At 66.3% G+C, this 23,606-nt stretch carries 22 protein-coding genes; 11 read left to right on the top strand and 11 right to left on the bottom strand.

The window, feature by feature from the left end; translation table 11 throughout:
- Nucleotides 1-2 precede the first annotated feature (2 nt).
- The 3 genes from rpsF to AC07WJ_RS19135 all read right to left on the bottom strand — a co-directional run bounded on the left by rpsF (nucleotide 3) and on the right by AC07WJ_RS19135 (nucleotide 3,290).
- Complete coding sequence (gene rpsF, locus AC07WJ_RS19145) at nucleotides 3-518, bottom strand: 30S ribosomal protein S6 (RefSeq protein ID WP_494936205.1); 516 nt, start codon at nucleotides 516-518, stop codon at nucleotides 3-5.
- A 452-nt stretch (nucleotides 519-970) separates the two neighbouring features.
- Nucleotides 971-2,203 (bottom strand): GTP-binding protein, encoded by a 1,233-nt coding sequence (locus AC07WJ_RS19140; RefSeq protein ID WP_494936204.1) that lies wholly within the window; start codon nucleotides 2,201-2,203, stop codon nucleotides 971-973.
- Nucleotides 2,204-2,462: 259 nt separating this feature from the next.
- Nucleotides 2,463-3,290 (bottom strand): creatininase family protein, encoded by an 828-nt coding sequence (locus AC07WJ_RS19135; protein ID WP_494936203.1) that lies wholly within the window; start codon nucleotides 3,288-3,290, stop codon nucleotides 2,463-2,465.
- A gap of 150 nt (nucleotides 3,291-3,440) precedes the next feature.
- Between AC07WJ_RS19135 and AC07WJ_RS19130 the strand changes: the two genes are divergently transcribed.
- From AC07WJ_RS19130 to AC07WJ_RS19085, 10 genes are all read left to right on the top strand, one after another.
- Nucleotides 3,441-4,316 (top strand): sterol desaturase family protein, encoded by an 876-nt coding sequence (locus tag AC07WJ_RS19130; RefSeq protein ID WP_494936202.1) that lies wholly within the window; start codon nucleotides 3,441-3,443, stop codon nucleotides 4,314-4,316.
- Between the two features lie 99 nt (nucleotides 4,317-4,415).
- Nucleotides 4,416-5,360 carry an ACP S-malonyltransferase gene (gene fabD / locus AC07WJ_RS19125; protein WP_494936201.1) on the top strand — a complete coding sequence of 315 codons (945 nt, stop codon included), beginning with the start codon at nucleotides 4,416-4,418 and terminating at the stop codon, nucleotides 5,358-5,360.
- Between the two features lie 11 nt (nucleotides 5,361-5,371).
- The gene (gene fabG, locus AC07WJ_RS19120; protein ID WP_494936200.1) at nucleotides 5,372-6,109 is read left to right on the top strand and encodes a 3-oxoacyl-[acyl-carrier-protein] reductase; all 738 of its coding nucleotides are present in this window, start codon (nucleotides 5,372-5,374) and stop codon (nucleotides 6,107-6,109) included.
- Nucleotides 6,110-6,307: 198 nt separating this feature from the next.
- Nucleotides 6,308-6,547, top strand: a complete 240-nt coding sequence (locus AC07WJ_RS19115) for an acyl carrier protein (protein ID WP_494936199.1) — start codon at nucleotides 6,308-6,310, stop codon at nucleotides 6,545-6,547.
- Nucleotides 6,548-6,662: 115 nt separating this feature from the next.
- Nucleotides 6,663-7,922 (top strand): beta-ketoacyl-ACP synthase II, encoded by a 1,260-nt coding sequence (fabF, locus tag AC07WJ_RS19110; protein ID WP_494936260.1) that lies wholly within the window; start codon nucleotides 6,663-6,665, stop codon nucleotides 7,920-7,922.
- Nucleotides 7,923-8,125: 203 nt separating this feature from the next.
- Nucleotides 8,126-9,340 (top strand): endolytic transglycosylase MltG, encoded by a 1,215-nt coding sequence (gene mltG, locus AC07WJ_RS19105; protein ID WP_494936198.1) that lies wholly within the window; start codon nucleotides 8,126-8,128, stop codon nucleotides 9,338-9,340.
- 142 nt (nucleotides 9,341-9,482) lie between these two features.
- Nucleotides 9,483-10,370: a YicC/YloC family endoribonuclease gene (locus AC07WJ_RS19100; RefSeq protein ID WP_494936197.1), complete on the top strand. Its 888-nt coding sequence runs from the start codon at nucleotides 9,483-9,485 to the stop codon at nucleotides 10,368-10,370.
- A gap of 5 nt (nucleotides 10,371-10,375) precedes the next feature.
- A complete protein-coding gene (gene gmk / locus AC07WJ_RS19095; RefSeq protein WP_494936196.1) occupies nucleotides 10,376-11,059 on the top strand; it encodes a guanylate kinase in 684 nt (227 codons plus the stop codon).
- Between the two features lie 120 nt (nucleotides 11,060-11,179).
- Complete coding sequence (locus AC07WJ_RS19090; RefSeq protein ID WP_494936195.1) at nucleotides 11,180-11,815, top strand: HAD-IA family hydrolase; 636 nt, start codon at nucleotides 11,180-11,182, stop codon at nucleotides 11,813-11,815.
- 254 nt (nucleotides 11,816-12,069) lie between these two features.
- The gene (locus tag AC07WJ_RS19085; protein WP_494936194.1) at nucleotides 12,070-12,783 is read left to right on the top strand and encodes a DNA helicase; all 714 of its coding nucleotides are present in this window, start codon (nucleotides 12,070-12,072) and stop codon (nucleotides 12,781-12,783) included.
- 114 nt (nucleotides 12,784-12,897) lie between these two features.
- Here the strand turns inward: AC07WJ_RS19085 and AC07WJ_RS19080 are convergent, their stop codons facing one another.
- From AC07WJ_RS19080 to lptF, 8 genes are all read right to left on the bottom strand, one after another.
- A complete protein-coding gene (locus AC07WJ_RS19080; RefSeq protein WP_494936193.1) occupies nucleotides 12,898-13,296 on the bottom strand; it encodes an SRPBCC family protein in 399 nt (132 codons plus the stop codon).
- Nucleotides 13,293-13,607 (bottom strand): ArsR/SmtB family transcription factor, encoded by a 315-nt coding sequence (locus tag AC07WJ_RS19075; protein ID WP_494936192.1) that lies wholly within the window; start codon nucleotides 13,605-13,607, stop codon nucleotides 13,293-13,295. Before AC07WJ_RS19075 ends, AC07WJ_RS19080 begins: the two co-directional genes overlap by 4 nt.
- A 190-nt stretch (nucleotides 13,608-13,797) precedes the next feature.
- Nucleotides 13,798-14,643: a 16S rRNA (adenine(1518)-N(6)/adenine(1519)-N(6))-dimethyltransferase RsmA gene (gene rsmA, locus AC07WJ_RS19070; protein ID WP_494936191.1), complete on the bottom strand. Its 846-nt coding sequence runs from the start codon at nucleotides 14,641-14,643 to the stop codon at nucleotides 13,798-13,800.
- A 10-nt stretch (nucleotides 14,644-14,653) separates the two neighbouring features.
- Nucleotides 14,654-15,673, bottom strand: a complete 1,020-nt coding sequence (gene pdxA, locus AC07WJ_RS19065) for a 4-hydroxythreonine-4-phosphate dehydrogenase PdxA (protein WP_494936190.1) — start codon at nucleotides 15,671-15,673, stop codon at nucleotides 14,654-14,656.
- 88 nt (nucleotides 15,674-15,761) lie between these two features.
- Nucleotides 15,762-16,706 (bottom strand): peptidylprolyl isomerase, encoded by a 945-nt coding sequence (locus AC07WJ_RS19060; RefSeq protein ID WP_494936189.1) that lies wholly within the window; start codon nucleotides 16,704-16,706, stop codon nucleotides 15,762-15,764.
- 82 nt (nucleotides 16,707-16,788) lie between these two features.
- Entirely contained in the window at nucleotides 16,789-19,452 is a 2,664-nt protein-coding gene (locus AC07WJ_RS19055) for an LPS-assembly protein LptD (RefSeq protein ID WP_494936188.1), read from the bottom strand.
- Complete coding sequence (gene lptG, locus AC07WJ_RS19050; RefSeq protein WP_494936187.1) at nucleotides 19,452-20,537, bottom strand: LPS export ABC transporter permease LptG; 1,086 nt, start codon at nucleotides 20,535-20,537, stop codon at nucleotides 19,452-19,454. Before lptG ends, AC07WJ_RS19055 begins: the two co-directional genes overlap by 1 nt.
- Entirely contained in the window at nucleotides 20,534-21,712 is a 1,179-nt protein-coding gene (lptF, locus tag AC07WJ_RS19045) for an LPS export ABC transporter permease LptF (protein WP_494936186.1), read from the bottom strand. Before lptF ends, lptG begins: the two co-directional genes overlap by 4 nt.
- Nucleotides 21,713-21,901: 189 nt before the next feature.
- On the opposite strand from lptF, the gene AC07WJ_RS19040 reads away from it, so the two are divergent.
- Entirely contained in the window at nucleotides 21,902-23,398 is a 1,497-nt protein-coding gene (locus AC07WJ_RS19040; protein ID WP_494936185.1) for a leucyl aminopeptidase, read from the top strand.
- Nucleotides 23,399-23,606: the final 208 nt, after the last annotated feature.

Here is a 23,606-nt window from a genome sequence, read left to right as displayed (position 1 = left end):
GCTCACTCCTCCGTCACAACGGCTTCGGCACCGGCTTCGACGTCGCCGCCGTCCCGGTCACGAAAACGGCGGGCACCGCCGCCACCGCTGCGGTCACCACCGCCGCCGCCAAATCCACGGTCACGGCCGCCGCCGAAGCCGCCGCCGCCACCGAAGCCGCGATCGCCGAAGCCGCGCTCGCCGCGGTCGTCGCGGTCACGCTTCTGCAGCATGGCCGACTGGCCCTCCTCGAGAGCCTCCACCTTGATGGTCATGAAGCGCAGGATGTCTTCGTTGATCGACATCTGGCGCTCCATCTCGGCGACCGCTGCGTGCGGCGCGTCGATGTTCATCAGCGTGTAGTGGGCCTTGCGGTTCTTGCGGATCCGGAACGCGATCGACTTCAAGCCCCAGGACTCGGTCTTGGCAACCGAGCCGCCATTGGCTTCGATGACGTCCTTGTACTGCGTCGCAAGCGCTTCGGCCTGCTGCGCAGTGACATCCTGGCGCGCCAGGAATACGTGTTCATAGAGAGGCATTCGGCCTGTCTCCTCGTTCGAAATGACGCTTGCTCGGCGCGAAGCCCCTCAAGCCCTGGACAGGCCCGACAGAATTCTCGAAGGCGGAGACACCGGATGACGAGGGTTTTAAAGGTCCTCTGCAGGCAAGCCTGCCACCCGTTCAGCCACCAGCCGATCAAAGCGAAGGCGGCCTTATACGCGAAAACGCCGGGGGTTCAAGGGTAAAGCCGCAAAAGGCGCTCGAGGGGCCTCGCGGGAGAAAGATGCGGCCAGCGGGACCGAGCCGGCGAGGGCACCCTGCAACATCATGCCCTCACTGCGTCTTGGCCGGTCCGCGCCCCTTCCTTCATAATCGACCTTTTTGGGCCTCGCCAAACGAAGTCGTGGATGGCCGGGACAAGCCCGGCCAAGACGCAGCGACAGGCCTGTGGCGTTCGCCTTGTCGTCCACGGCTCTCTTCGCCGGGCATCTCACGCGGCGTCGGCCTCGCTGCGCCAGGCCGGGAAGGGATCGGCGAGCCCGGCATGCTCGGCGGCGTCGAACCGTGTCGCTGAGGCCCGGCCGACCAGGCAGTCGTCGAGCGCCGCGCGCATGCGTTCTTCATCGACGCCCGTGCCGATGAACACCAGCTCCTGGCGCCGGTCGCCATAGACCGGGTGCCAGTGCCGTTTCAGCATGGTCCGCCATTCATCGCTGTCCGGCCAGCGCGCCTTGGGCACGGCGGCCCACCAGAACCCCATGGCGGAGGTGCGGCAGACCGCGCCGGCGATCGACAGCTCACCGCACCAGTTCGGTCGCGTCGCCAGCCAGAAATGCCCCTTGGCGCGGATCAGCCCGGGCCAGGTCGCCTTCAGGAAGGCATCGAACGTCATGGGGTCGAAGGGGCGGGCGGCACGATAGACGAAGGAGGAAATGCCGTATTCCTCGGTTTCCGGGACATGATCCTTGAAGCCATAGAGCTCCTTCGCCCACAGCGGATGGGTTTCGGCGGCATCCTTGTCGAAGCGGCCGGTATCGAGGACGTCGGCGAGCGCGACCTTGGCGAAATCGGTCTTGATGACCAAGGCGTCGGGGTTGAGCGCGCGCACGACCTTCTCGACCAGGGCCAGTTGCCCGCGGCCGACATCGGACGTCTTGTTGATGACCACCACGTCGGCAAACTCGATCTGGTCGGTCAGGAGGTCGGCCAGGGTCCGGTCGTCGCCGTCGCCCGCGGTCTCGCCCCGATCGGCCAGTACGTCATGGCCGCTGAAATCCTTCACCAGATTGATCGCATCGACCACGGTCACCATGCAGTCGAGCCGGGCGATATCCTCCAGGGCGTCACCTTCTTCCGATCGGAACGAGAAGGTCGCCGCGATCGGCAAGGGTTCGGCGATGCCGGTGCCTTCGATCAGCAGGTAGTCATATTTGCCGGTCTCGGCGAGTTGCCTGACCTCGCTGAGGAGATCGTCGCGCAGCGTGCAGCAGATGCAGCCATTGGTCATCTCGACCAGCCGCTCGTCGGTGCGCGACAGGTTGGCGCCGCCGTCGCGGACGAGATCGGCATCGATATTCACCTCCGACATGTCGTTGACGATGACCGCCACCCGGCGCCCCTCGCGGTTGTTCAGGATGTGGTTGAGCAAGGTGGTCTTGCCCGCGCCGAGGAAGCCGGAGAGCACGGTGACGGGCAGGCGGGTGTCGGATTTGGCCGGCGGCATGAGCGCTCCAAGAAATGTTATGATATAACATAGCGTAATTGAGCGTGACGTCGCAAGGCACGGCCGGCGGGCTCGTTGCGACCGGGCTCGTCGTGTTGTTGAAGCGAAGACTTGGATGGCCGGGACAAGCCCGGCCAGCGCATATCCGCCGGCAACCGAGGGCGCGCCGGTCTCCATCGCGTCATGGCCGTGCTTGTCACGGCCATCCACGTCTTGCCTGTCGGAGCGACGCCTGGATGGCGAGGCCGGCCGGCCAGCCTCAGCGGCCGGCCAGGATCGCCCTGATCTGGGCGGTCGCGGCGTCGATCCGGATCGCCAGAAGCGCCGCGCCGCGGGCCGGCGAGGCACGGCTCGGATCGCCGCTCGCGCCCATCTGGCGCAGGCTGCCGGGCAGGCCCTGCAAGCGGTCGAGCATGACCCCTGACGGATGCACCGCCATCAGTTCCGACGTGTCGATCAGGCCGGCATGAAAGCCGATCGTCGCCGCGCTCTCGCCCTGGGCCACGAGCAGCTTGTTCTGCGCGTCGTCCTCGTAGTAGCGCTCGATCTGGGCGACCAGCACGCCGTCGCCCGCCCATTCCCGGCTGAGCGCCGCGGCGACCCTGGCCTGGGTCGCCTGGCTCGGCCCGTGATCGCCGATGAACAGGATGGTCCTGAAGCCCGCCGCCTTGAGGCTGCGGGCGATGCCGTCGAGCAATTGCTCGAAGACAGGCTCGCGCAGGCCGATCGTGCCGGGAAGCTGCATGTTGTCGGTCGGCGGCGCGTAGTCGCCCTGCGGCACGAAGGAGACGACCGGCGCGACCAGGGTCCGGCCGAGATTGCCGGCGATCACACGGGCCGCGTGGCCGACAATATGGTCATGCTTGTTCAGGATCATATGGGGGCCGTTCTGCTCGACGCCGCCGGTCGGCACGATGACCGTGGTGGAGCCGTGCTGGATGGCGCTCATCACTTCCATCCAGGTCATGTCCTGCATCATCGTCGTCTGCGGCACAGGCGTGCCCAGCGTCAGCACGGCGTTGCCGGTGCCGAGCCCGACGACCAGGACGGCCACCAGCGCAAGCCGGGACGACAGGCGAGCGAACAATCGGTTTCTCCGCGGATCTCTCGAAGGCGACGGACCTGCCTAACACCGCTTGTTTAAAAAACCGCCCCGCCCGGAAGCCCGCTCCCTAACGGCATCTTAACGAGGCTGCGCTTCAATTGGCCGGTTGCATCAGGCAAGGACGACGGGCTCATGGATATCCTTTGGGCGATCATCGCGCGGCTCGGCGAAGTGCTGGCGGCCCAGCTGCCCTGGGCGCTCGGCCTTGCCGCCATGTTCACCGTGCTCGCCATCTTTTCCAGCCAGACCTGCAATCCCGGCAAACCCTGGTGGAAAAACCGCGGCCTGCTCACCGATGCCGAATACGGCCTGATCCTGCCGATCGTGATGCCCTATCTGCGCATCTGCCTGATCATCCTGGTCGTGGCGCTCGCGCGCGGCTCGGTCAGCGACGACGACATCCTCGACTTCATGCAGAACGGCCGTGGCCCGGTCAGTCACCTGCCGCTCTGGGGGCAGGCGATCTTCTATCTGCTGGCGACGGATTTTCTGCTGTACTGGAGCCACCGGCTGTTTCACGGCATGCACCTCTGGCCGTTTCACGCGGTGCATCATTCGTCCGAGGACGTCGACTGGACCTCCGCCTATCGGTTCCACCCGGTCAATACGCTTCTGGGGCCGACACTGGTCAGCCTCATCATGATCGGCCTGGGCGTGTCGCCGGTGGTCATGGTCGCCCTGGTGCCGTTCGACATCATCACGGCGGCCTTCGTGCACAGCAATCTGAAGTGGACGCTCGGGCCGCTCAAATACGTGGTCGCGACGCCGGTCTTCCACCGCTGGCATCACAGTCATCCCGACGATGGCGGCATGATGAACTATGCCCCGACCTTCGCCTTCTGGGATGTCATGTTCGGTACGTTCTACATGCCCCAGGGCAAGCTGCCCCAGGAATACGGCACTTTCGACCCGGACTTCCCGAAGGACTTCGCCGGCCAGATCATCGTGCCGTTCAAGCAGTTCTTCCAGAGCTTCCGAAGCAAGCCGAAAACGCCGCAGGACGTCTGATCTTTCCACCGCCCGGGCCGATCGCCGGGTGGTTGTGCTTGACTCTTGAGCGACCCGATGCGAGTTCGCCGCCACTTCGAAGCGGCGCGCGAGGGTTCCATGACCATTGCTTTCACCTTTCCTGGCCAGGGCAGCCAGGCTGTCGGCATGGGCAAGGCCCTGGCCGATGCCTTTCCCGCCGCCCGCGCGGTCTTTGCCGAAGTCGACGACGCGCTCGGTGAAAAACTGTCGGCGACCATCTGGGACGGCCCGATCGAGACGCTGACGCTGACCGAGAACGCCCAGCCGGCCCTGATGGCGGTCTCGCTCGGCACCCTTCGCGCGCTCGAAGCCGAAGCCGGCCTGAACCTCGCCCGCGACGTTGCCTATGTCGCCGGCCATTCGCTCGGCGAATATTCGGCGCTTGCCGCCGCCGGCAGCTTCTCGATCGGCGACGCGGCGCGCCTCCTGCGCATCCGCGGCAAGGCGATGCAGGCGGCCACCCCGGTCGGTGTCGGCGCCATGGCCGCCATTCTCGGCCTGGACTTCGATGCCGTGGTCACGGTCGCCGCCGACGCGGCGGAAGGCCAGGTCTGCCAGGCCGCCAATGACAACGGCGGCGGCCAGGTGGTCATTTCCGGCCACAAGGCGGCGGTCGAGCGCGCCTGTGAGCTGGCCAAGGCGCGCGGCGCCAAGCGCGCCATTCCGCTTCCCGTTTCCGCGCCGTTCCATTGCGCCCTGATGCAGCCCGCGGCCGAGGCCATGGCCGAGGCGCTGGCGAAGGTGCCGGCCAAGGCCCCGGTCGTGCCCGTCGTCGCCAATGTCCTGGCGCAGCCGATTTCCGACCCCGCCGAAATCACCAGGCGGCTGATCGAGCAGGTCACCGGCACGGTGCGCTGGCGCGAATGCGTGGCGGCCATGGCCGGGCTCGGCGTCACCACGTTCTACGAGATCGGCGCGGGCAAGGTGCTCTCCGGCCTGGTCAAGCGCATCGCCGACGGTGCCACCGGCACCGCCATCGGCTCGCCCGACGACATCGCCGCCTTCAAGGCTTCGCGCGGATAAGAGGTGCTTCCATGTTCGATCTGACAGGCAAGACGGCACTCGTCACCGGCGCGACCGGCGGCATCGGCGGCGCGGTGGCGGCAGCCCTTCACGCCCGCGGCGCGACGGTGGCGCTCTCGGGCACGCGCCGGGAAAAGCTCGACGAGCTGGCGGCGACCCTGGGCGAACGCGTCCACGTGCTGCCGACCAACCTGTCGTCGATCGAGGAGGTCGAGGCTTTGGTTCCCGCGGCCGAGAAGGCCATGGGCCAGCTCGATATTCTTGTGAATAACGCCGGCATCACCCGCGATAATCTGTTCATCCGGATGAAGGATGAGGAGTGGGACCAGGTGATCGCGGTCAATCTGAGCGCCAGCTTTCGCCTGACCCGCGCCGCGACCAAGCTGATGATGCGCAAGCGCTGGGGCCGGATCGTTTCGATCACCTCGGTGGTCGGCGTCACCGGCAATCCCGGCCAGGGCAACTATGCCGCGTCCAAAGCCGGCATTATCGGCATGTCGAAAGCGCTTGCCGCCGAGGTCGCGAGCCGCAACGTCACGGTCAACTGCGTAGCCCCCGGTTTCATCGAAACCGCCATGACGGATGTCCTGAACGACAAGCAGAAGGAGACCATCCTGACGCGGGTTCCGGCCGGCCGGCTCGGCAAGGCAAATGAAATCGCGGCCGCCGTTGTCTATCTCGCGTCGGAAGAAGCCGCTTACGTCACCGGTCAGACGCTTCACGTCAACGGTGGCATGGCCATGATATAATTACGTATTTCGCCGTTTCGGAGGCGCGCTGGCAAAACCGTTAGGCCTGTGTTAGAGAGCCCTACGGTTCGGGCAGGGGGCCTTCCCGAGACGATCCAGATTCACGGCGGAGCGGCCCGCCATCACCAATCCTGAATGCCGCACACCGCGTCCCATCGTGGGCGGTGCCTTATCGTCGGATGGAACGAGGATAAACTTATGAGCGATATCGCTGACCGCGTGAAGAAGATCGTCGTCGAGCAGCTCGGCGTCGATGCCGAGAAAGTGGTCCCGGCCGCGAGCTTCATCGACGACCTGGGTGCCGACAGCCTCGACACCGTCGAGCTCGTCATGGCGTTCGAGGAAGAGTTCGGGGTCGAGATCCCGGATGACGCGGCCGAGACGATTCTCACCGTCGGCGACGCGGTGAAATTCCTCGAGAAGGCCGCCAGCGCCTGATTTGACGCGCTGTTGGACCAAATAAATCGATGTTCGAGGGGCCGGAGAGCGTTGAACGCCTCCGGCCTTTCGTTCAGGAGATAGGGTGTGGGAAAAGGCAACGGGTGAGGCGATGATGCGGCGTGTAGTGGTGACCGGCGTGGGTGTCGTATCTCCGCTTGGATGCGGAGCCGAGACGACCTGGGCAAGGCTCGTCAAAGGCGACAATGCCGCGCGCAAGGTCGAACACTTCGACGTTTCAGACATCGCCGCCAAGATCGCCTGCATGATACCGCGCGGCGACGGCACCGCCGGCACGTTCAATCCCGACGATTGGATGGAGCCGAAGGAGCAGCGCAAGGTCGACGACTTCATCATCTTCGCCATGTCCGCCGCGACCCAGGCGCTCGACGATGCCGGCTGGCATCCCAAGACCCGCGAAGAACAGATTTCCACCGGCGTCCTGATCGGCTCCGGCATCGGCGGCATCGACGGCATCGCCGAGGCGTCCCTGATCCTCAAGGAAAAGGGCCCGCGGCGCATTTCGCCTTTCTTCATTCCCGGCCGGCTGATCAATCTCGCCGGCGGCTACGTCTCGATCCTGCACGGTCTCAAGGGGCCGAATCACGCCGTCGTCACCGCCTGTTCGACCGGCGCCCATGCGATCGGCGACGCGGCCCGCCTGGTCGCTTTCGGTGATGCCGACGTCATGGTCGCCGGCGGCACCGAATCGCCGGTTAGCAGGCTGTCGCTGGCCGGCTTCTCGGCCTGCCGCGCCCTGTGCACCGCGTTCAACGACGAACCGACCCGTGCGTCGCGCCCCTATGACCGCGACCGCGACGGCTTCGTCATGGGCGAGGGCGCCGGCGTGGTCGTGCTCGAGGCCTATGAGCATGCCAAGGCGCGCGGCGCCAAGATCTATGCCGAGGTGATCGGCTACGGCCTTTCGGGCGACGCCCATCACATCACGGCGCCCGCCGAGGACGGCGACGGCGCCTATCGCTGCATGCAGGCCGCGATCAAGCGGGCCGGCATCGCGCCGGCCGATATCGACTATATCAATGCCCATGGCACCTCGACCATGGCGGACGGCATTGAACTCGCCGCCGTCGAGCGCGTCGTCGGCAATGCCGCCTCGAAGATTTCGATGTCCTCGACCAAGTCGTCGATCGGCCATCTGCTGGGCGCCGCCGGGGCGGTCGAGGCGATCTTCTCGGTGCTGGCGATTCGCGACCAGATCGCCCCGCCGACGCTCAATCTCGACAACCCGTCGGTCGACACGGTGATGGATCTGGTGCCGCACCAGGCGCGCAAGCGTTCGATCGAAACCGTCCTGTCGAATTCCTTCGGCTTCGGCGGCACCAATGCCTCCCTGATCTTCCGCGCCGCGGCCTGACCAATTGTCGCGCCGGGCGCGGCCTTGGCCCGCGCCCGAGGAAAATGCGGTAGACTTGGCCGACTCGGGGGCGGACCTTGGGGGCGCGCTGGGTATCGATCGCGGATCGATCCAGTTTGCCTGCAAACCCCACCCGCCTTTCGCCACATTCGCTTCGCATCAGTTGGTTAGTGATGTGACAGCATCGATTCAGAGCTAGCGTGATGAGCGATTCCCCCGGGCTCGGTCCGGTCCAGAACGGTTCCCGTCCGGCCATCAAGTCGCCCCGTGCCGCCTTGGAGCCGGAGGCGGCCCCGCCGGCTCCGCCGGCATCGCGGCATGTCCGCAACCAATGGGTGGTTCTGGGCAACCTGATCCTGTCGCTGGCGCTCGTGCTGCTGGTCGGCGGCCTCATCGCCTTCAGTTACGGGCGCAAGGCGTTCGTATCGCCCGGGCCGCTCGAACAGGACCGCGCGGTGTTCATCGCGCGCGGCTCGACCTCCGAGCAGATCGGCGAGATCCTCGATCGCAATGGCGTCATTTCCTCGCAGACGCTGTTCTGGGCCGCGACCCAGCTCTACGGCGCCCGCGGCGACCTGAAATGGGGCGAGTATCTGTTCCCCAAGCGGGTCTCGATGGCCGAGGCCATGGCCATCATCATCGAAGGCAAGGCGATCGAATACCGCATCACCGTCCCCGAGGGTCTGACATCCGAGCAGATCGTCGGCCGGCTGCGCGACAACGAAGTGCTGACCGGCGATATCGCGCGCATTCCCAAGGAAGGCACGCTGATGCCGGAGACCTATAAATTTACCCGTGGCACGTCGCGTCAGCAGATCATCGACCAGATGGCCGCGCTGCAGACGCGATCGATGCAGCAGATCTGGGCCCGGCGCGCGCCGGACCTGCCGATCCGGTCGCCCGAGGAAATGGTCATTCTCGCTTCCATCGTCGAGAAGGAGACGGGCAGGGCCGATGAGCGGCCGCGCGTCGCCAGCGTGTTCATCAATCGTTTGAACCGCCGCATGCGGCTGCAGTCCGACCCGACCATCGTCTATGGCATCACGCTCGGCCGCGGCCCGCTCGGCCGCAGCATCACCCAGGCCGATATCCAACGGCAGACGGCCTACAACACCTATCAGATGGACGGCCTGCCGCTGACCCCGATCGCCAATCCCGGCCGGGCCGCGATGGAGGCGGTGGTCAATCCGCTGCGTGGCCGCGACGTCTATTTTGTCGCCGACGGCACTGGCGGCCATGCCTTCGCCGAGACGCTCGAACAGCATAATCGCAACGTCGCCAATTGGCGCAGGATCGAACGCGAACGCGGCCTGGCCGATCCCCAACGCGACCGCCCCACGATGGGCGATACGCCTACCGGCACCGCGACGCCGGCTGGAGCCAACCCGGCTCCCAATCCTCCGGCGACGCCGCGCTGATCCGGCCCGGCGCGCGCGGCGTGGCTTGGGGACGCGAACCCGGTTGAGCACATCAGGCCGGGCCGTCGGCCTGTCGGCCCTTGACCTTCGCGCTGGCGCCACTTAACCGCCAACGCAGCAAGGCAACTGCGCAGGGGATTCCATGGCTCTATCGAGCATGACGGGCTTTGCCCGCGCCGAGGGCGCGACCGGCACCGCGGTCTGGGCCTGGGAGATCAAGTCGGTCAATTCCAAGGGGCTCGACGTCAAGCTGCGGCTGCCGCCGGGCTTCGACGGCGCCGAGCCCGCCATCCGGCAGAAGATCGCGGCACTGGTGGCGCGCGGCAGCCTCTTCGCCTCTCTGTCGGTGAAGCGCGAGGGCATGGCCAGCGAAGTGCGCGTCAATGAACTGGTGCTTGCCCAGGTGCTCGACGCCGTCAAGCTGATCACCGAGCGAGTCGATGCCCGTGCGCCCTCCGTTGACGGCATTCTGGCCATCAAGGGGGTGGTCGACGTGGTCGAGCCCGAGGAGACCGAAGAGGAGCGCGCCGCGTTGCAGGCGGCCGTGCTTGGCGGCCTCGATACGGCGCTGGCCGGGCTGGTCGCCATGCGCAAGGCGGAAGGCGCGGCGCTCGGCGTGGTGTTGAACGATCGGCTGGCCGAGATCGCCGAACTGAAGCGGCAAGCCGAAACCAACCCGGCGCGCAAACCCGAAGCGATCAAGCTCAAGCTCGCCGAATCCATTGCCGCGGTGCTGGAGACCGGTAAGGCCTTCGACCCGGACCGGCTGCACCAGGAGGCCTTGCTGCTCGCCGGCAAGGCCGACATCCGCGAGGAGCTCGACCGGCTCGACGCCCATGTCGCCGCCGTGGCCAAGCTGATGGCGTCGGGCGGGCCGGTCGGCCGCAAGCTCGATTTCCTGGCGCAGGAATTCAATCGCGAAACCAATACGCTCTGCTCGAAGGCCAACGACGTCTCGCTCACTGCCATCGGCCTGGAGCTGAAGGCCGTGGTCGAACAGTTCCGCGAGCAGGTTCAGAACCTGGAGTAATGCCCATGACGGACCCGATCACGGCCCGCCGCGGGCTGATGCTGGTGCTGACCTCGCCGTCGGGCGCCGGCAAGTCGACCCTCACCAGGGAACTGCTCAAGACCGAGACCGAGATCGCGCTTTCGGTATCGGTGACCACGAGGCCGCGCCGCCAGGACGAAATCGACCACGTCCACTATCACTTCATCGACAAGAGCCGCTTCGCCCAGATGCGCGACGCCGGCGAACTGCTGGAATGGGCCGAGGTCCACGGCAATTTCTACGGCACCCCGCGCAAGGCGGTCGAGGACGCGCTGTCGGCGGGCAAGGACGTGCTGTTCGACATTGACGTCGCCGGTGTCCGGCAATTGTCCGAGATGGTGCGCGAGGACATGGCGACGGTCTTCTTGCTGCCGCCTTCGGTGGCCGAGCAGATCTCCCGGCTCAAGCGGCGCGCCACCGACGAGGACAAGGCGATCCTGCGGCGCCTGACCACCGCCAGGGACGAGATCGCCCATTGGCGCGACTTCGACTACATCCTGGTCAATGACGACCTGGAGCGGGCCTTCTCCAGCCTGCGCGCGATCCTCGCCGCCGAGCGGCTGAAGCAGAGCCGCCGGCCGAAGATCGAGGCGCTGATCGCCGAGCTCGACCGCGACCTCGAAAAGGTCCTGGCCGCCGGCAATCTCGGGGCTCTCTCCCAGGCGTGATCGCCGATCCGCGCGGCGCTTCGTAAAGACCTGCCGGCAAGGTCCGCGACATGGTGCGTCGTGGATGTCAGACGCGACATGGGCCTGGGTTCTGCGACTTGAACAGCGAGGGGTGTGCCGGTGAGAGCTGTTCTTTTTGATGTCGATGGCGTTCTGGTTCACGGCTACACCGACCAGGTCGAACGACGCCGCCGCTGGGACGAACATCTCCTGGCCGATCTGGGGATCGATCCATCGGCCTTCAGCGCCATCTTCATCAAGCAGGTCTTCGAAAATGAGGTTCTGACCGGCCGGAAGGCCTTGCTCGCGGCCCTGGAAGAAACACTTCCGCGGCTTGGCTTTCATGGCTCGCCTTTCGTCGTGGCGAGCTACTGGCTCAATCGCGACAGCCATCTGAACCTGCAATTGCTGGATGTCGTTCGCGGGCTTCGCCGATCCGGGCTCGCCCGGCTCTATGTCGCGACCAACCAGGAGCATATGCGCGCGTTTCATCTCTGGAACCGGCATGGTTTCGAAAACCTGTTCGACGACATGTTTCATGCCGCGCGGTTTGGCGCATTGAAACCCGACAGGGTGTTCTTCGAGCGCGTTTCTGACATTCTCGGTCCGCAAGCCGAGCCGCCACTGTTCTTCGACGATTCGGCGGCGGTCGTAGAGGCCGCCAGTGCCTTCGGCTGGGAAGGCGTGCTTTACCGCGATCTGGCCGGCTGCATCGCCCATCCCTGGGTCTCGGCGGTGCTGTTGCGCGGCGCCTGAAACCTGCGGCGGCGCACGACCCGTCCATGACTGCTGGCACGAATGGGCGGGGCGCTACGGCGGCCTTGCCGGTCGCTTTGCTCGCTTGTCGGGCACATCGCCTTCGCGTTATGTTTCAGGGGACAGGCTTGGCCCGCGCCTCCTCCCTCCAATTGGGGAAGTATCGTTCATACGGGGTATCGAGATCATCGAACCACCTGTTCGAGCACCGCATAAGGAGGGATTGCGTTTCCGCTCGGAACGGAGGTTCTACGATGCGGCTGTCCGCCCCGGTCCACCAGTTGAAACGGCGCGCCAAACTCTTGGCGCGAAATGAGAAAATCGCCCTGCACACGGCCTTGGACCGCATCGCGCGGGACGAAGGCTTCGCGGCATGGAGCCTGCTCGCCGCGCGAATTGTGATGAACGCGCCGGCCGGCGAAATGCTTTCGCGGCTGGCCGACGGCGATCTGTTGCTGCTCGGAGCACGGCCAGGGCAAGGCAAGACCTTGCTGGCGCTGCGGCTTCTGCTCGATGCCGTCCGTGACGGCCGGCGCGGCCTGTTCTTCACGCTCGAATATACCGAGCTGGAGACGAAGGAGCGCATCCGGTCACTGGAAGGTCCGACCCCGGGGCTTGGCGATGCCCTGGACATCGTGACGTCCGACGAGATTTGCGCGGATTATGTCATGAGGCATCTCGCCGGTGCTCCGCGCGGAACAGTTGCCGTTATCGATTATCTGCAAATTCTCGATCAGCGCCGAAGCACGCCCGCGCTATCGGAACAAGTCGCCGCGCTGCGGGAGTTCGCGTCCCGGACCGGGATCATTCTCGCGTTCATCACTCAGATCGACCGTTCCTACCGGCCGGACGCCAAACCGGTGCCGGACATGGAGGACATCCGGCTGCACGACGAAATGGATATCGGGCTTTTCTCCAAAGCCTGCTTCCTGCACGAGGGCAGGGCACGGTTTCAGGCGCTGACCTGATGGGTGCGGTCCCGCCGGGACGCGTCGTCTTCGCGTTCCGGCGGGCTGCGCCTCGTCCTTGAAGGCCAGTCGTGAAGCGGCGGCGGCCCCCGCTTGGATGCCGGGGCCGACGCGTCAGGCCGCCGCCTGGAGATCGCTGGCCAGGCGCGGCAGCACGAGGGTTCGCCAGCCCCGGCCCATCGTGTCGAAGGCGAAGCGGTGCTTCGGGTTCGTCAGGTCGAAGCCGCGATGCTCGAGCCGGAGAACGCAGCCATTTTCCTCCGGGATGATGGTCCAGTGCAGCTCGAAATCGTCGAACGTATAGACGAGTTTCTCGTGCGGCACGGCCTCCAGTACGCGACATGGAACCTTGCCCCATTTGCCCATGTCCATGATGAATTCATGGCCCGGGATGGCAGCGATATCGCCCGGGGCCCACCACCGGGCGATGCCGTCCGGCGTCGCGATGCGCTCCCAGACCCTGGCGGGAGAGGCATTGATCGGCTGGTCTATCGTCACGCTTTCCAAAGTCATTCCGGATCGTCCTCGAGTTGTTGCGCCAGCAGGGCGAGCCTTGCTTTCCAGTAGGTCTCGAATGGTGCCAGCCAGTCACGAAGCTCGGTGAGCGGCTCGGCATTGAGCGCGTAGATCCGCTCGCGGCCGGATTTGGTTTCCCGCACGAGGTCGGCATGGCGAAGAATGCCGAGATGCTCGGACACGGCGGACCGGCTGATATCGAACTCCTCGGCGATCGCGCCCGCCGTGTGTTCGCGAACCAGAAGTAGCGAGATCACCTGACGGCGGACCGGATGGGCGAGGGCGGAAAAGACGGGCTCGTTTTGCATGTCGCGATTATGTCGGAAAATTCCGACATGTCAACAATCCCCGACATATCGGGATCGGATAGCGCCTTCGTGCCCGCGATGGCGCGGGCGGATGATCGCCTCGAACTGGAACGCCAAGCCTTCTCGGGGGGCTCGGGTCGCTAGGCTCGGCAAATGTCGGTCTCGGTCAGGACCCGGCGCCGCCCCGATGTCAGGTCCCGGCCTCGAACAGGCGGGCGAGGGCGCAGAAGGCCTCGATCGGCAATTCCTCCGCCCGGGCGGTCGGATCGAGGCCGGCCGCCGCGATCAATCCGGCCGGGTCGCGCCCGAGACTTTTCAGGCTCTGCCGGATCATCTTGCGCCGCTGGCCGAAGGCGGCCGCCGTAACCCGCTCGAGCGCCCGGACGCCTGCCGCCACCGGCGCGGCGCGCGGCACCAGATGCACCACCGACGAGGTGACCTTCGGCGGCGGCACGAAGGCGCCGGCACCGACGTCGAAAACGATCCTGGCTTGCGAACGCCAGCCGGCCAGCACGCCGAGCCGGCCATAGGCGTCCGAGCCGGGCGCCGCGACGATGCGCTGGGCGACCTCCTTCTGAAACATCAGCGTCAGCGACTGGAACCAGGGCGGCCAGGGATCGCTGGTCAGCCAGCCGGTGAGCAGCGGCGTCGCGACATTGTAGGGCAGGTTGGCGACGATGCGCGCCGGCCCTTCGCCGAGATGCGGCTTGAGGTCGACCTCCAGGGCGTCGCCCTCGATCACCAGGAGCCGGCCGGGATAGCGCGCCTCGATCTCGGCCAGGGCCGGCAGGCAGCGCCGGTCGCGCTCCACGGCAACCACCCTGGCCGCGCCATTGGCGAGCAGGGCCCGCGTCAGGCCGCCGGGGCCGGGACCGACCTCGACCACGGTGACGCCCTCGAGCGGCCCGGAGGCGCGCGCGATCCGGCTCGTCAGGTTGAGGTCGAACAGGAAGTTCTGGCCCAGCGCCTTCTTGGGCATCAGGCCGTGCCGGGCAATGACCTCGCGCAGCGGCGGCAGGTCGTCGATGGCACTCATGGCACGGCACTCATGGCATCGACGTCTGAAAGTCGGGCGCGGAGGTCAACCGGCCCGCCAGGGCGATGGAATGGATCAGGCTGGACGGCCGGGCCCGGCCGGTTCCGGCCAGCGAAAAAGCGGTGCCGTGGTCGGGCGAGGTGCGCAGGAAGGGCAGGCCGAGCGTCACGTTGACGCCTTCGTCGAAGGCCAGCGTCTTCACCGGCACCAACACCTGGTCGTGATACATGCCGAGCACGACGTCATAGCTCTTGCGGGCCTCGGCATGAAACAGCGTATCGGCCGGATGCGGCCCGGTCGCGGCGATGCCGATGCGGTTGAGCTCGGCGACCGCGGGCGCGACGATCTCGTTGTCCTCGCTGCCGAGCAGGCCGCTCTCGCCGGCATGCGGATTGAGCCCGCAGACCGCCAGCCGCGGCTCGGCGATGCCGAAGCGCGTCCTCAGGTCATGGGCCACCACCGCGCCGGTCTCGACGATCAGATTGCGGGTCAGCCGGCCGGCCACTTCGGAGAGTGGAATATGGATGGTCACCGGCACGACGGCGAGCTGTTCGCTCCAGATCAGCATGACCGGCCTGACCGGGCCGACCCGGAACGGCCGGGCCAGTTCGCCGAGGAACTCGGTATGGCCGGGATGGTCGAAACCGGCGGCGGCCAGCACGGATTTGGCGATCGGATTGGTGATGATGGCGCGCGCCCGGTGCGAGCGGATATGGTCGACGCCGGCCCGGATCGCCTCGATGACGAGGCCGGCGGTTTCCGGCGACGGCTGCCCCGGCCGGTCGGCCGCCGAGCCCTCGATCGCCACCACCGGCAGCCCGAAACTGAAGGTCTCGACCGTCTCTTCCGGCAACACCGGCACCACGGGAACGCCGATGCCCAGTCGGGCGGCGCGTGCCTCCATCAGGTCGGGATCACCGATGACGTAGAAGGGCGGCAGCCGATGCTCGGCCCGGTCGCGCCAAGCCATCAGGGCGACGTCCGGCCCGATCCCTGCCGGTTCGCCCATGGTCACAGCAAGCGGCAGCATGGCGGAACCGGTACCTCGGCGCATTCAGTGTGAAAGTGGGAACCGGTCCGCCCGCCGATCGGCAGACCGACGGACGGGACGGCCGGATCTACTGGCCGCCATTCCTGTATTCGATCACGGCGACGCGGCGGAGCCGTGCCAGGTAATCGCGAGCGATGCGCTGCATCTCGGTCGTGGTCATTTCCTCGCGCACCTGGTTGCGGGCGGTCGTATCATCCGCGCGCATCTCGCTCTTCGAGCAGACCGCGATCATCTCGAAGCCCTGCTGCGAGCGGCTCGGCGGGGTCAGCTTGCCGGCCGGCGTCTGGTCGAGAACCCGACGGAATTCGGGGCTGATATCGGTGCTGGTCCGGCGGACCTGATCGCGCACCGCCGCATCGGGGATACGATTGACCTGGTCGAGGTCGGTGGCACAGCTGTTGAACCTGCCGCGCAAGGCGTTGGCCTCGGCCAGCCGACGCTGCAGCACCGCCGGCGGCGCATTGGCCGGCGCCAGCAGCACGATCGAGCGGAAATTATATTCCATCGGCTTTTCGGCGCTGCTCCGGCGCCTGGCGATGGCGTCGGCGAGCTGCGTGTCGGTCACGAAGATCGTCCTGCCGAAACGGGCGCCGACGATGTTCGACCAGGACAGGTCCGCCCTGAGCTTGCCCTTGTAGACGCGCGGTTCGATGCCCTGCGCGCGCAGCACCTGGTCGAAGCCACGCGGATCGATGCCGGAGCGCTGGGCCACCTGGGCATAGGCCGCATTGACCTGCGCATCCGAGGCCTCGACCCGGAAGCGCCGGGCTTCGGCGAACTTGATGCGATCGTTGATCAGGTCCTCGAGCGCCTGCTGATGGGACACCGAGCGGTGCTCGCGCAGCTGCAGCAGCCGCTGGCGCTGCGGAATGTCGAAGCTGGTGATCGGCACGCCGCCCACGGTGGCGAGAACCCGGCCTTCCTGGGCGGCGGCGGGTGCAACGGCCATGGCGGCGCCGGCGGCGAGGCCGGCGACAAGTGCGAAGCTGAGCAATGGACGCATCAGGTCCATGGGCGGATCTTCCTTGAACGTAACGACAATGGAACCGCCCCCTGTCGCGCAACACGGTGGCGCAATCAGGGCAAACGGCCGATCATTGCGTCGGTGGGTTGAACCAGTTCGAGACGTTCTGCGACAGCGTGAAGTCACCGACCGTGCGGATATTGAAGCGGAACATGAAGCGGTGGACGTCGCGCGTCTCCGTGGTCGTGCCCGTGGTCACGACCGCGGCGGCGAAGTCACGCGAATAGAAGAAGCCGAACTGGAAGCATTCGTCGAGATAGTTGACGCCCAGCGTCACCCCTTCGATCTTGTTGGTCTCGGCGATCGGCACCGTCGGGGTGAGATAGGAGGCCAGCAGGTTCTGCCGCTGGAAGGCGAAGCGACCGGCCGCATAAAGCGTCCAGTTCTCGGCCACCGTATAGGAGGCGGCCGCGCCGATGCCGCTGCGCGGCACCTGGTAACCGAGCACGGGCTGCGCCGCCAGATAGGCATAGGTGCCGGTCAGGGCCAAGGCGCCGAAACGCCCCGTCGCCTCCAGCTCGCCGCGCTGCACGGCGAGCGAATGCTCGTCGAAGCGGCCACGGGCGCTGAACCGGAAGTCGCGGTTCAACTGATAGGTGAACCGGCCGACATAGTCCGAGCGCGGCTTGTCGAGACCCGAATTGGCGCCTGTGCTCGCAACGTCATAGTTCGCGGGCGTAAGGCTCGGATCGCCATAGGCGAAGGAGTTGACGCCGAACATGCTCACCGACTGGCCGAACATGACGTTCATGAACGAGCCGTTGATGAAGCGGTGGGTGATGTTCAGGCCGTAATTGAACCGGCCTCCGCCCTCGACCCGGTCCCAGCCGGAGAATTTGTTGGTCGAGAACAGGTTGGTGTCGTCGAACACCAGGCTCTGCGCGTCCTCGTTCGGCAGCCGGCCGATCGAGGTTTCGTTCGGCCGCACGATCACCTGGGCGATCGGCTCCACGGTGGTGGTGCCGTACTGGGTCACCGCGATGAACGGATAGCGATAGGTCATGCCGGCCGTCGGCATGAACCGCGTCTGGGTCCGGCCGTCGTCGGCGACCAGGTTGGCGAACGAGCCGAGCACCTTGCCGCTGTCGCGCAGCTGATAGGCGGCGACGTCGCCGCGCACCGAGACGAAGGGCTCCCAGACCTGGCCATAGGCGTCGATGACGCGCCGGCGCCAGGCCACCTCGATCGAGGCGCGGCTGTAATTGCCGTCGATGCCGTTGACCAGGCAGTTCGACGGATTGATGGTGTTCGCGCCGGTCTTCGGCAGGGTCGAGTAGCAGGTGATCGGCGTCAGCGGGTTGCGCACCGCGACATCAGCAGCCTCGCGGGTCAGGCTGGTGATATTGGTGCGCCAGGACAGCTCGCCGCCCAGGACCGACTGGTCGAGCACCCGGAAATAGTCGAGCACCGGATGGGTGACCGGCAGGATCTTGTTGTCGACATCGGTCGCGGTGATGCCGACATAGCGGGTGGCCGACAGGTCGAACCAGCTTCGCGTGCCCTGGCCGCGCAGATAGAGCCGGGAATTGGCCTCGGTCTGGCCCGGCAACATGAGCGAATAGTCGCGCAGGAAGGCCGTGTCGGACATGAGATTCAAATCCCAGCCGAAGGACCAGCGCTCCGTGATGCGGAAACTGCCCGATGTCGAGAGGACGCCGCGGAAGTCGCGGTTGCCGACCTCGGACGTACCGTCGCTGTAGAGGAACACCGAGGGGTCGCGCTGCCAGATGCCGGCGGCGCGGATGCTATAGGCTCCGCTCTCGAAGCCATGGCGCCATTCGGCGACCGGCATGAAGCCCTGGCGCTGGTAATAGCGCGGCGCGATCAGCAGGTCGTAATTCGGCTGAATGTTCCAGAAATACGGAATTTCGACGCCGATGCCGGTCTGGTTCGAGCCGGTGATATTGGGCATGAGAATGCCCGACGCCTTGCGCACCGACGGGTCGGGCGACGACATGTAGGGAACATAGGCGATCGGCGCGCCGAAGATCTCGACGCGGCTGTCCTCGAAATAGATCGTCCGCTCGGATTCCTTATGGATGATCCGCTTCGACTTGATCATCCATGTCGGCGGCCGGGTCTGATCGTCGCGGCAGGCGTCGCAGGCGGTATAGGTCGCCTGATCGAAGGTGGTCACGTCGCCGTTCTCGCGGGTGACGTTGTTCGCTCCGATATAGCGCCGGTCGGGCGTCTCCAGGTTCAGCGAACGGACGAAGCCGCTGCGGAAGTCCTGGTCGAACTCCATGTCCTGCGCATGGGCGATGATGCCCGACGGCTCGGTGATCCGGACGCTGCCGGTGGCGCGCACGCGGTTGGTCTGCCGGTCATAGGTGACCTGGTCGGCTTCGATCGTCCGGCCATCGTAATAGATCTGCACCCGGCCGCGGGCGGTCACCCGGGACGTGCGCTCGTCATAGACGAGCTGGTTGGCGTTCACCTGCATCGGCGCGTTGCGCGACGTCCGGGTGAAGGTCGGCGCGGGCGAGGGAATCGCCACGCCGGTGGGCGCCGCGCTCGGCGTGGCGATCGGCGAACGATATTGCTGCGACGAATCGACGCGTGTCGGGTCGGCGATGAACAACCGCGACGTGTCGACCGGCTCGCTGGTCTGGGCGCGCAGAGGCGCATACCCACCCCATGCGACGAAAAGCGCAACCACGCTCACCGACACATAAATGGCGGATCGGGCGATTCGGGTCGGAAAGGCGGGAAGACGGCTAGGTGCGGAACGCATCAGCCATCCTCCTGCTTCAAAAGCACCATGAAACCCATTAACGCACCGATGAATGCAGGCGACCACGCGGCGAGCAAGGGAGGCACCAGATTGGAGCGCCCCAGGTTCCCCGCGAGTTCGGAGCCCACGTAAAGCAAAAATCCGGCGACCACGCCACCTAGAATCGTTCGACCGAGCCCACCTAATCGCGCGAACCGCAAAGACGCTGCGGCAGCCACCAGCACCATGGCCACCAGAAGCAGGGGTCTGGCCAGCAAAAGCTGGTACTGCAACTCGAATCGGGCGCTCGGCAGGCCCGATTTGCGGGCGAGGTCGATGAACTGTGGAAGCTCCCAGAACGACACCTGTTCGGGCATGACGAAGCTCTGCCGCACCTGCTCGGGAGTGAGCTTCGTCGGCAGGCGATAGGTCGGGTGGTTTTCCGGCTCGCCGCTGACCGGCGTCACCCGCGCCTTGTGCAGGGTCCAGTAGCCGTCATTGAGCTCCGCCGCCTCGGCGTCGATCCGTTTGAGGAAGCTGTTGTCGGTGCCGTAGACCAGGGCGCTGACGCCGGCGAGGCGACGGCCGCGTTCGGTCGCGGACGCCGCGTTCATCACCACCTGGCCGCCATCGGTCGCCTGGCGCAGCCAGAAATCGTTGCGCGAATCCGCGCCGTAGCTGCGCCCGAACAATTGCGCCTCGAGCTGCATGCCGCGCTCGCGGAACTCCGAGGCGATCGGATTATAGATCGTGGCGGCGGCAACCCCGATCAGGGCCGCGACCGCCAGCGCCGGCGCCAGGAACTGCCAGGCCGACAGGCCGGCCGCCCTTGCCACCACGAGCTCGAGCTTGCGCGACAGGCCGAGGAAACACAGCATGGCACCGACCAGCACGGCGAAGGGCAGCACCACCTCGATGAAGGCGGGCACCCGATAGACCGCCAGCAGGGCGACCAGCTGCGTCGGCGCGCGCCTGGAATCCTCGACCCGCCGCAGCTGCTCGACGAAGTCGACGATCAGCACCAGGCCGAAGGTGCCGAAAAAGGCCCCGGTCACCGCGCCGGTGAATTTCCGCGTCATATAGGTCGCGAAGGTCCGCCCGATCATGCGCGGTCCCCTTGCGGGAAGCGCTCGGCGACCCGCTGGGCGATGCGATCGGAGATGTCGCCGAAGGCGCGGCTGAAGGCTATCGGTACGCGTGGCTTGAACCAGCCCAGCGCCATTGCGCCGAACACGACGATGCCGGCGAGCGGCACCGCGTAGACCAGCGGCACGGCCCAGGGCCGGGTGGCCGCCATGCCGGAGACGGCGAAGCCGGCGCCGCGGACGACGGCCATGGCGACGATCGCGACGGCGATCGCCGTGCCGCGGCTTTGCCGCGTGGTACGTGCATGTCCCAGCATGGCGAACGCAATACACATCAAGGCCAGTGGGTAGAGCGGCGCGCTGAAACGGTCGTGCAGCTCTTGTCTAAACCGGCCCTGCCAACGCTCCAGCATGGGATCGGCAGGATCCGGCTTCATGAGTTCGTAGGTATAGCGTTCCGAAGGTCTATAAATGGTTTCCGCGGCCTGGGTCAGCTGCGACAGGTCGAAGGCATAACGATCGAAGACGACGATCGAGGTCGAGCCGTCCTTCACCTCGCGGCGCTGCAGGTTGCCGTTCTCCAGGACGAAGAAGGTGCCCTGCGGCTGCTCGCTGATGACCCCGCGCTCGGCCACATAGGTCATCTGCAAGGCCGGGTCGCGGCTGTCGGCGACGACGATGCCCAGCAATACGCCACCCGGAGCCCGGTCGCGAATGTGAAAGGTCAGTCCGCGATCGGCCTGGGTGAACTGGCCGGGCCGGACGATGGCGGTCAGGAGGTTCGCCTGGACCTGTGTCAGAAGCAGGCGGAAATGCCGGATCGAGGCAGGCGTGATGTAGAGCGCCAGCGCCCCGACCATCAGCGAGACCAGCACGGTCAAGGTCACGAAGGGCCGCATCAGCCTGACCGGCGAAACCCCGGCCGCCGCCATGACGATCAGTTCCGAATCGCCGTTCAGCTTGTTCAGGGTCTGGACGATCGCCATGAACAGGGAGATCGGTGCGATCAAGGTCACCAGCACGGGAATGCCGAGGCTGGTCATCAGGAAGAACAGGGCGATCGTCTGGCCGCTATTGGTGACGAGGTCGAGCTGGCGCAGCACCTGGGTGATCCACACCACCAGGGTCAGAATGAACAGGCCGCCCACGAAGGCGACCGCAGCCTGCCGGAAAATATAGCGTTCGAGCGATTCCATTTCCGGCCCATGCTTGCGGCCGCCGCGAGCGGCCACATGTTCTCACGATTGAGGGGTAAAAGGCGATCGTGGCGGCGGCAAGGTCGCAGATCCGATTCCCGCCGCAGCGTCTCCCCCCGGCCACATCCGCGCGATAGTGTCGAAATGACGCGCTTGCGCCTGATTCCCCCCCGACCCAAGCTGTGGTTCATGCCCGACACCCTCAAGATTACCTTCGCCTCCCTGTCCAGCCCGGTCTCCGGCCTGGCCGTCGTCCTGCTCGGCGCCGACCTCGTGCCCGGCGCCCTGACGGCAGCGCTGGTCAAACCCGCCGGCGACATTCTGGCCCGTGCCGCGGCCGCCGACGGCTTCAAGGGCAAGACCGGCTCGTTCATCGACATCGTCGCGCCCGACAAGCTGCCGCTGACCAGGCTGCTGGTCGCCGGCTGCGGCAAGCCCTCGGACTGGAAGGAGCTGGACGTGGTCAAGCTCGGCGGCGCGATCGTCGCCAAGCTGCCGGACGCCGCGGCCGAGGCGACGCTGCTGCTGGAAACCGGGCAGGGCGCGCTCAGCGCCGAACAAGCCGCCGATCTGGCGCTCGGCATCCGGCTGCGCTTCTACGCCTTCGACCGCTACAAGACCAAGAAGAAGGACGGCGACGAGGCGGCGCGCAAACGCCACCTCACCTTGCTGGTCGAGGATGAAAAAGCCGCGCGTAAGGCCTTCCGGGCGCGCGAGGCCGTCGCCGACGGCGTCGATGTCGCGCGCGACCTGGTCAACGAGCCGCCCAACGTCCTGACGCCGGCCGAATTCGCCCGCCGCGCCGCGGCCCTCGGCGATCTCGGCGTCGAAGTCGAGGTGCTCGGCGAGAAGGAGATGAAGAAGCTCGGCATGGGTGCGCTGCTGGCGGTCGGCCAGGGCTCGGTCAAGGACAGCCAGCTGGTGGTCATGCGCTGGGACGGCGGCAAGGACGGCGAAGCGCCGCTCGCCTTCATCGGCAAGGGTGTCTGCTTCGACACCGGCGGCATCTCGCTGAAGCCGGGCGAAGGCATGCAGGACATGAAGGGCGACATGGGGGGGGCTGCCGCCGTCGTCGGCCTGATGCATGCGCTCGCGGCACGCAAGGCCAAGGTCAATGTGGTCGGCCTGATCGGCGTGGTCGAGAACATGCCCGACGGCAATGCCTATCGCCCGGGTGACATTCTCACCTCGATGTCGGGCCAGACGATCGAGATCATCAACACCGACGCCGAAGGCCGGCTCGTGCTGGCCGATGTGCTCTGGTACGCCAAGGACCGGTTCAAGCCGAAATTCATGATCAACCTGGCGACGCTCACCGGCGCCATCATGGTGGCGCTCGGCCAGGAACATGCCGGGCTGTTCTCCAACAATGACGACCTGGCCAAGGCGCTGGGCGAAGCCGGCCTGATCACCGGCGAGAAGGTCTGGCGCATGCCGCTGGCGCCCGAATACGACAAGATCATGGACAGCCAGTTCGCCGACATGAAGAATGCCGGCGGCCGTTTCGCCGGCGCGATCACCGCCGCGCAGTTCCTGCAGCGCTTCGTCGACACCACGCCCTGGGTCCATCTCGACGTCGCCGGCACCGCGATGAATTCGCCCAAGACCGACCTCAACCGGTCCTGGGGCGGCGGCTGGGGTGTCAGGCTGCTCGACCGCATGGTCAAGGACAGCTACGAGAGCTGACCGAGGGCTCGGCGCCGGCCGGGCAGGGCGCGCAGGCAGCTCGAAAAGCGTCGCCGTTTCAATGCATTGAGCGACAGCTTGTCGCCCTTCGAGACTGGAGCTGGAACCACCATTCCTTACCTCTCCCCAGCGGGAGAGGTCGACCGCGAGCGTAGCGACCGGTCGGCAGAGGGAGCGAGGCGCCAGACGAGAAGTCACCATGCGAAAC

The organism is Phreatobacter sp. GW821-FHT04C01 (genome assembly GCF_059420385.1).
This window is presented reverse-complemented; position numbering and strand designations above follow the sequence as displayed.

What these genes read in the sequence shown, in the direction of transcription:
- rpsF (WP_494936205.1), bottom strand. Translation starts at nt 518, where the DNA reads ATGCCTCTCTATGAACACGTATTCCTGGCGCGCCAGGATGTCACTGCG.
- AC07WJ_RS19140 (WP_494936204.1), bottom strand. Translation starts at nt 2,203, where the DNA reads ATGCCGCCGGCCAAATCCGACACCCGCCTGCCCGTCACCGTGCTCTCC.
- AC07WJ_RS19130 (WP_494936202.1), top strand. Translation starts at nt 3,441, where the DNA reads ATGGATATCCTTTGGGCGATCATCGCGCGGCTCGGCGAAGTGCTGGCG.
- fabD (WP_494936201.1), top strand. Translation starts at nt 4,416, where the DNA reads ATGACCATTGCTTTCACCTTTCCTGGCCAGGGCAGCCAGGCTGTCGGC.
- fabG (WP_494936200.1), top strand. Translation starts at nt 5,372, where the DNA reads ATGTTCGATCTGACAGGCAAGACGGCACTCGTCACCGGCGCGACCGGC.
- AC07WJ_RS19115 (WP_494936199.1), top strand. Translation starts at nt 6,308, where the DNA reads ATGAGCGATATCGCTGACCGCGTGAAGAAGATCGTCGTCGAGCAGCTC.
- fabF (WP_494936260.1), top strand. Translation starts at nt 6,663, where the DNA reads ATGCGGCGTGTAGTGGTGACCGGCGTGGGTGTCGTATCTCCGCTTGGA.
- mltG (WP_494936198.1), top strand. Translation starts at nt 8,126, where the DNA reads ATGAGCGATTCCCCCGGGCTCGGTCCGGTCCAGAACGGTTCCCGTCCG.
- AC07WJ_RS19100 (WP_494936197.1), top strand. Translation starts at nt 9,483, where the DNA reads ATGGCTCTATCGAGCATGACGGGCTTTGCCCGCGCCGAGGGCGCGACC.
- gmk (WP_494936196.1), top strand. Translation starts at nt 10,376, where the DNA reads ATGACGGACCCGATCACGGCCCGCCGCGGGCTGATGCTGGTGCTGACC.
- AC07WJ_RS19085 (WP_494936194.1), top strand. Translation starts at nt 12,070, where the DNA reads ATGCGGCTGTCCGCCCCGGTCCACCAGTTGAAACGGCGCGCCAAACTC.
- AC07WJ_RS19080 (WP_494936193.1), bottom strand. Translation starts at nt 13,296, where the DNA reads ATGACTTTGGAAAGCGTGACGATAGACCAGCCGATCAATGCCTCTCCC.
- AC07WJ_RS19075 (WP_494936192.1), bottom strand. Translation starts at nt 13,607, where the DNA reads ATGCAAAACGAGCCCGTCTTTTCCGCCCTCGCCCATCCGGTCCGCCGT.
- rsmA (WP_494936191.1), bottom strand. Translation starts at nt 14,643, where the DNA reads ATGAGTGCCATCGACGACCTGCCGCCGCTGCGCGAGGTCATTGCCCGG.
- pdxA (WP_494936190.1), bottom strand. Translation starts at nt 15,673, where the DNA reads ATGCTGCCGCTTGCTGTGACCATGGGCGAACCGGCAGGGATCGGGCCG.
- AC07WJ_RS19060 (WP_494936189.1), bottom strand. Translation starts at nt 16,706, where the DNA reads ATGGACCTGATGCGTCCATTGCTCAGCTTCGCACTTGTCGCCGGCCTC.
- AC07WJ_RS19055 (WP_494936188.1), bottom strand. Translation starts at nt 19,452, where the DNA reads ATGCGTTCCGCACCTAGCCGTCTTCCCGCCTTTCCGACCCGAATCGCC.
- lptG (WP_494936187.1), bottom strand. Translation starts at nt 20,537, where the DNA reads ATGATCGGGCGGACCTTCGCGACCTATATGACGCGGAAATTCACCGGC.
- lptF (WP_494936186.1), bottom strand. Translation starts at nt 21,712, where the DNA reads ATGGAATCGCTCGAACGCTATATTTTCCGGCAGGCTGCGGTCGCCTTC.
- AC07WJ_RS19040 (WP_494936185.1), top strand. Translation starts at nt 21,902, where the DNA reads ATGCCCGACACCCTCAAGATTACCTTCGCCTCCCTGTCCAGCCCGGTC.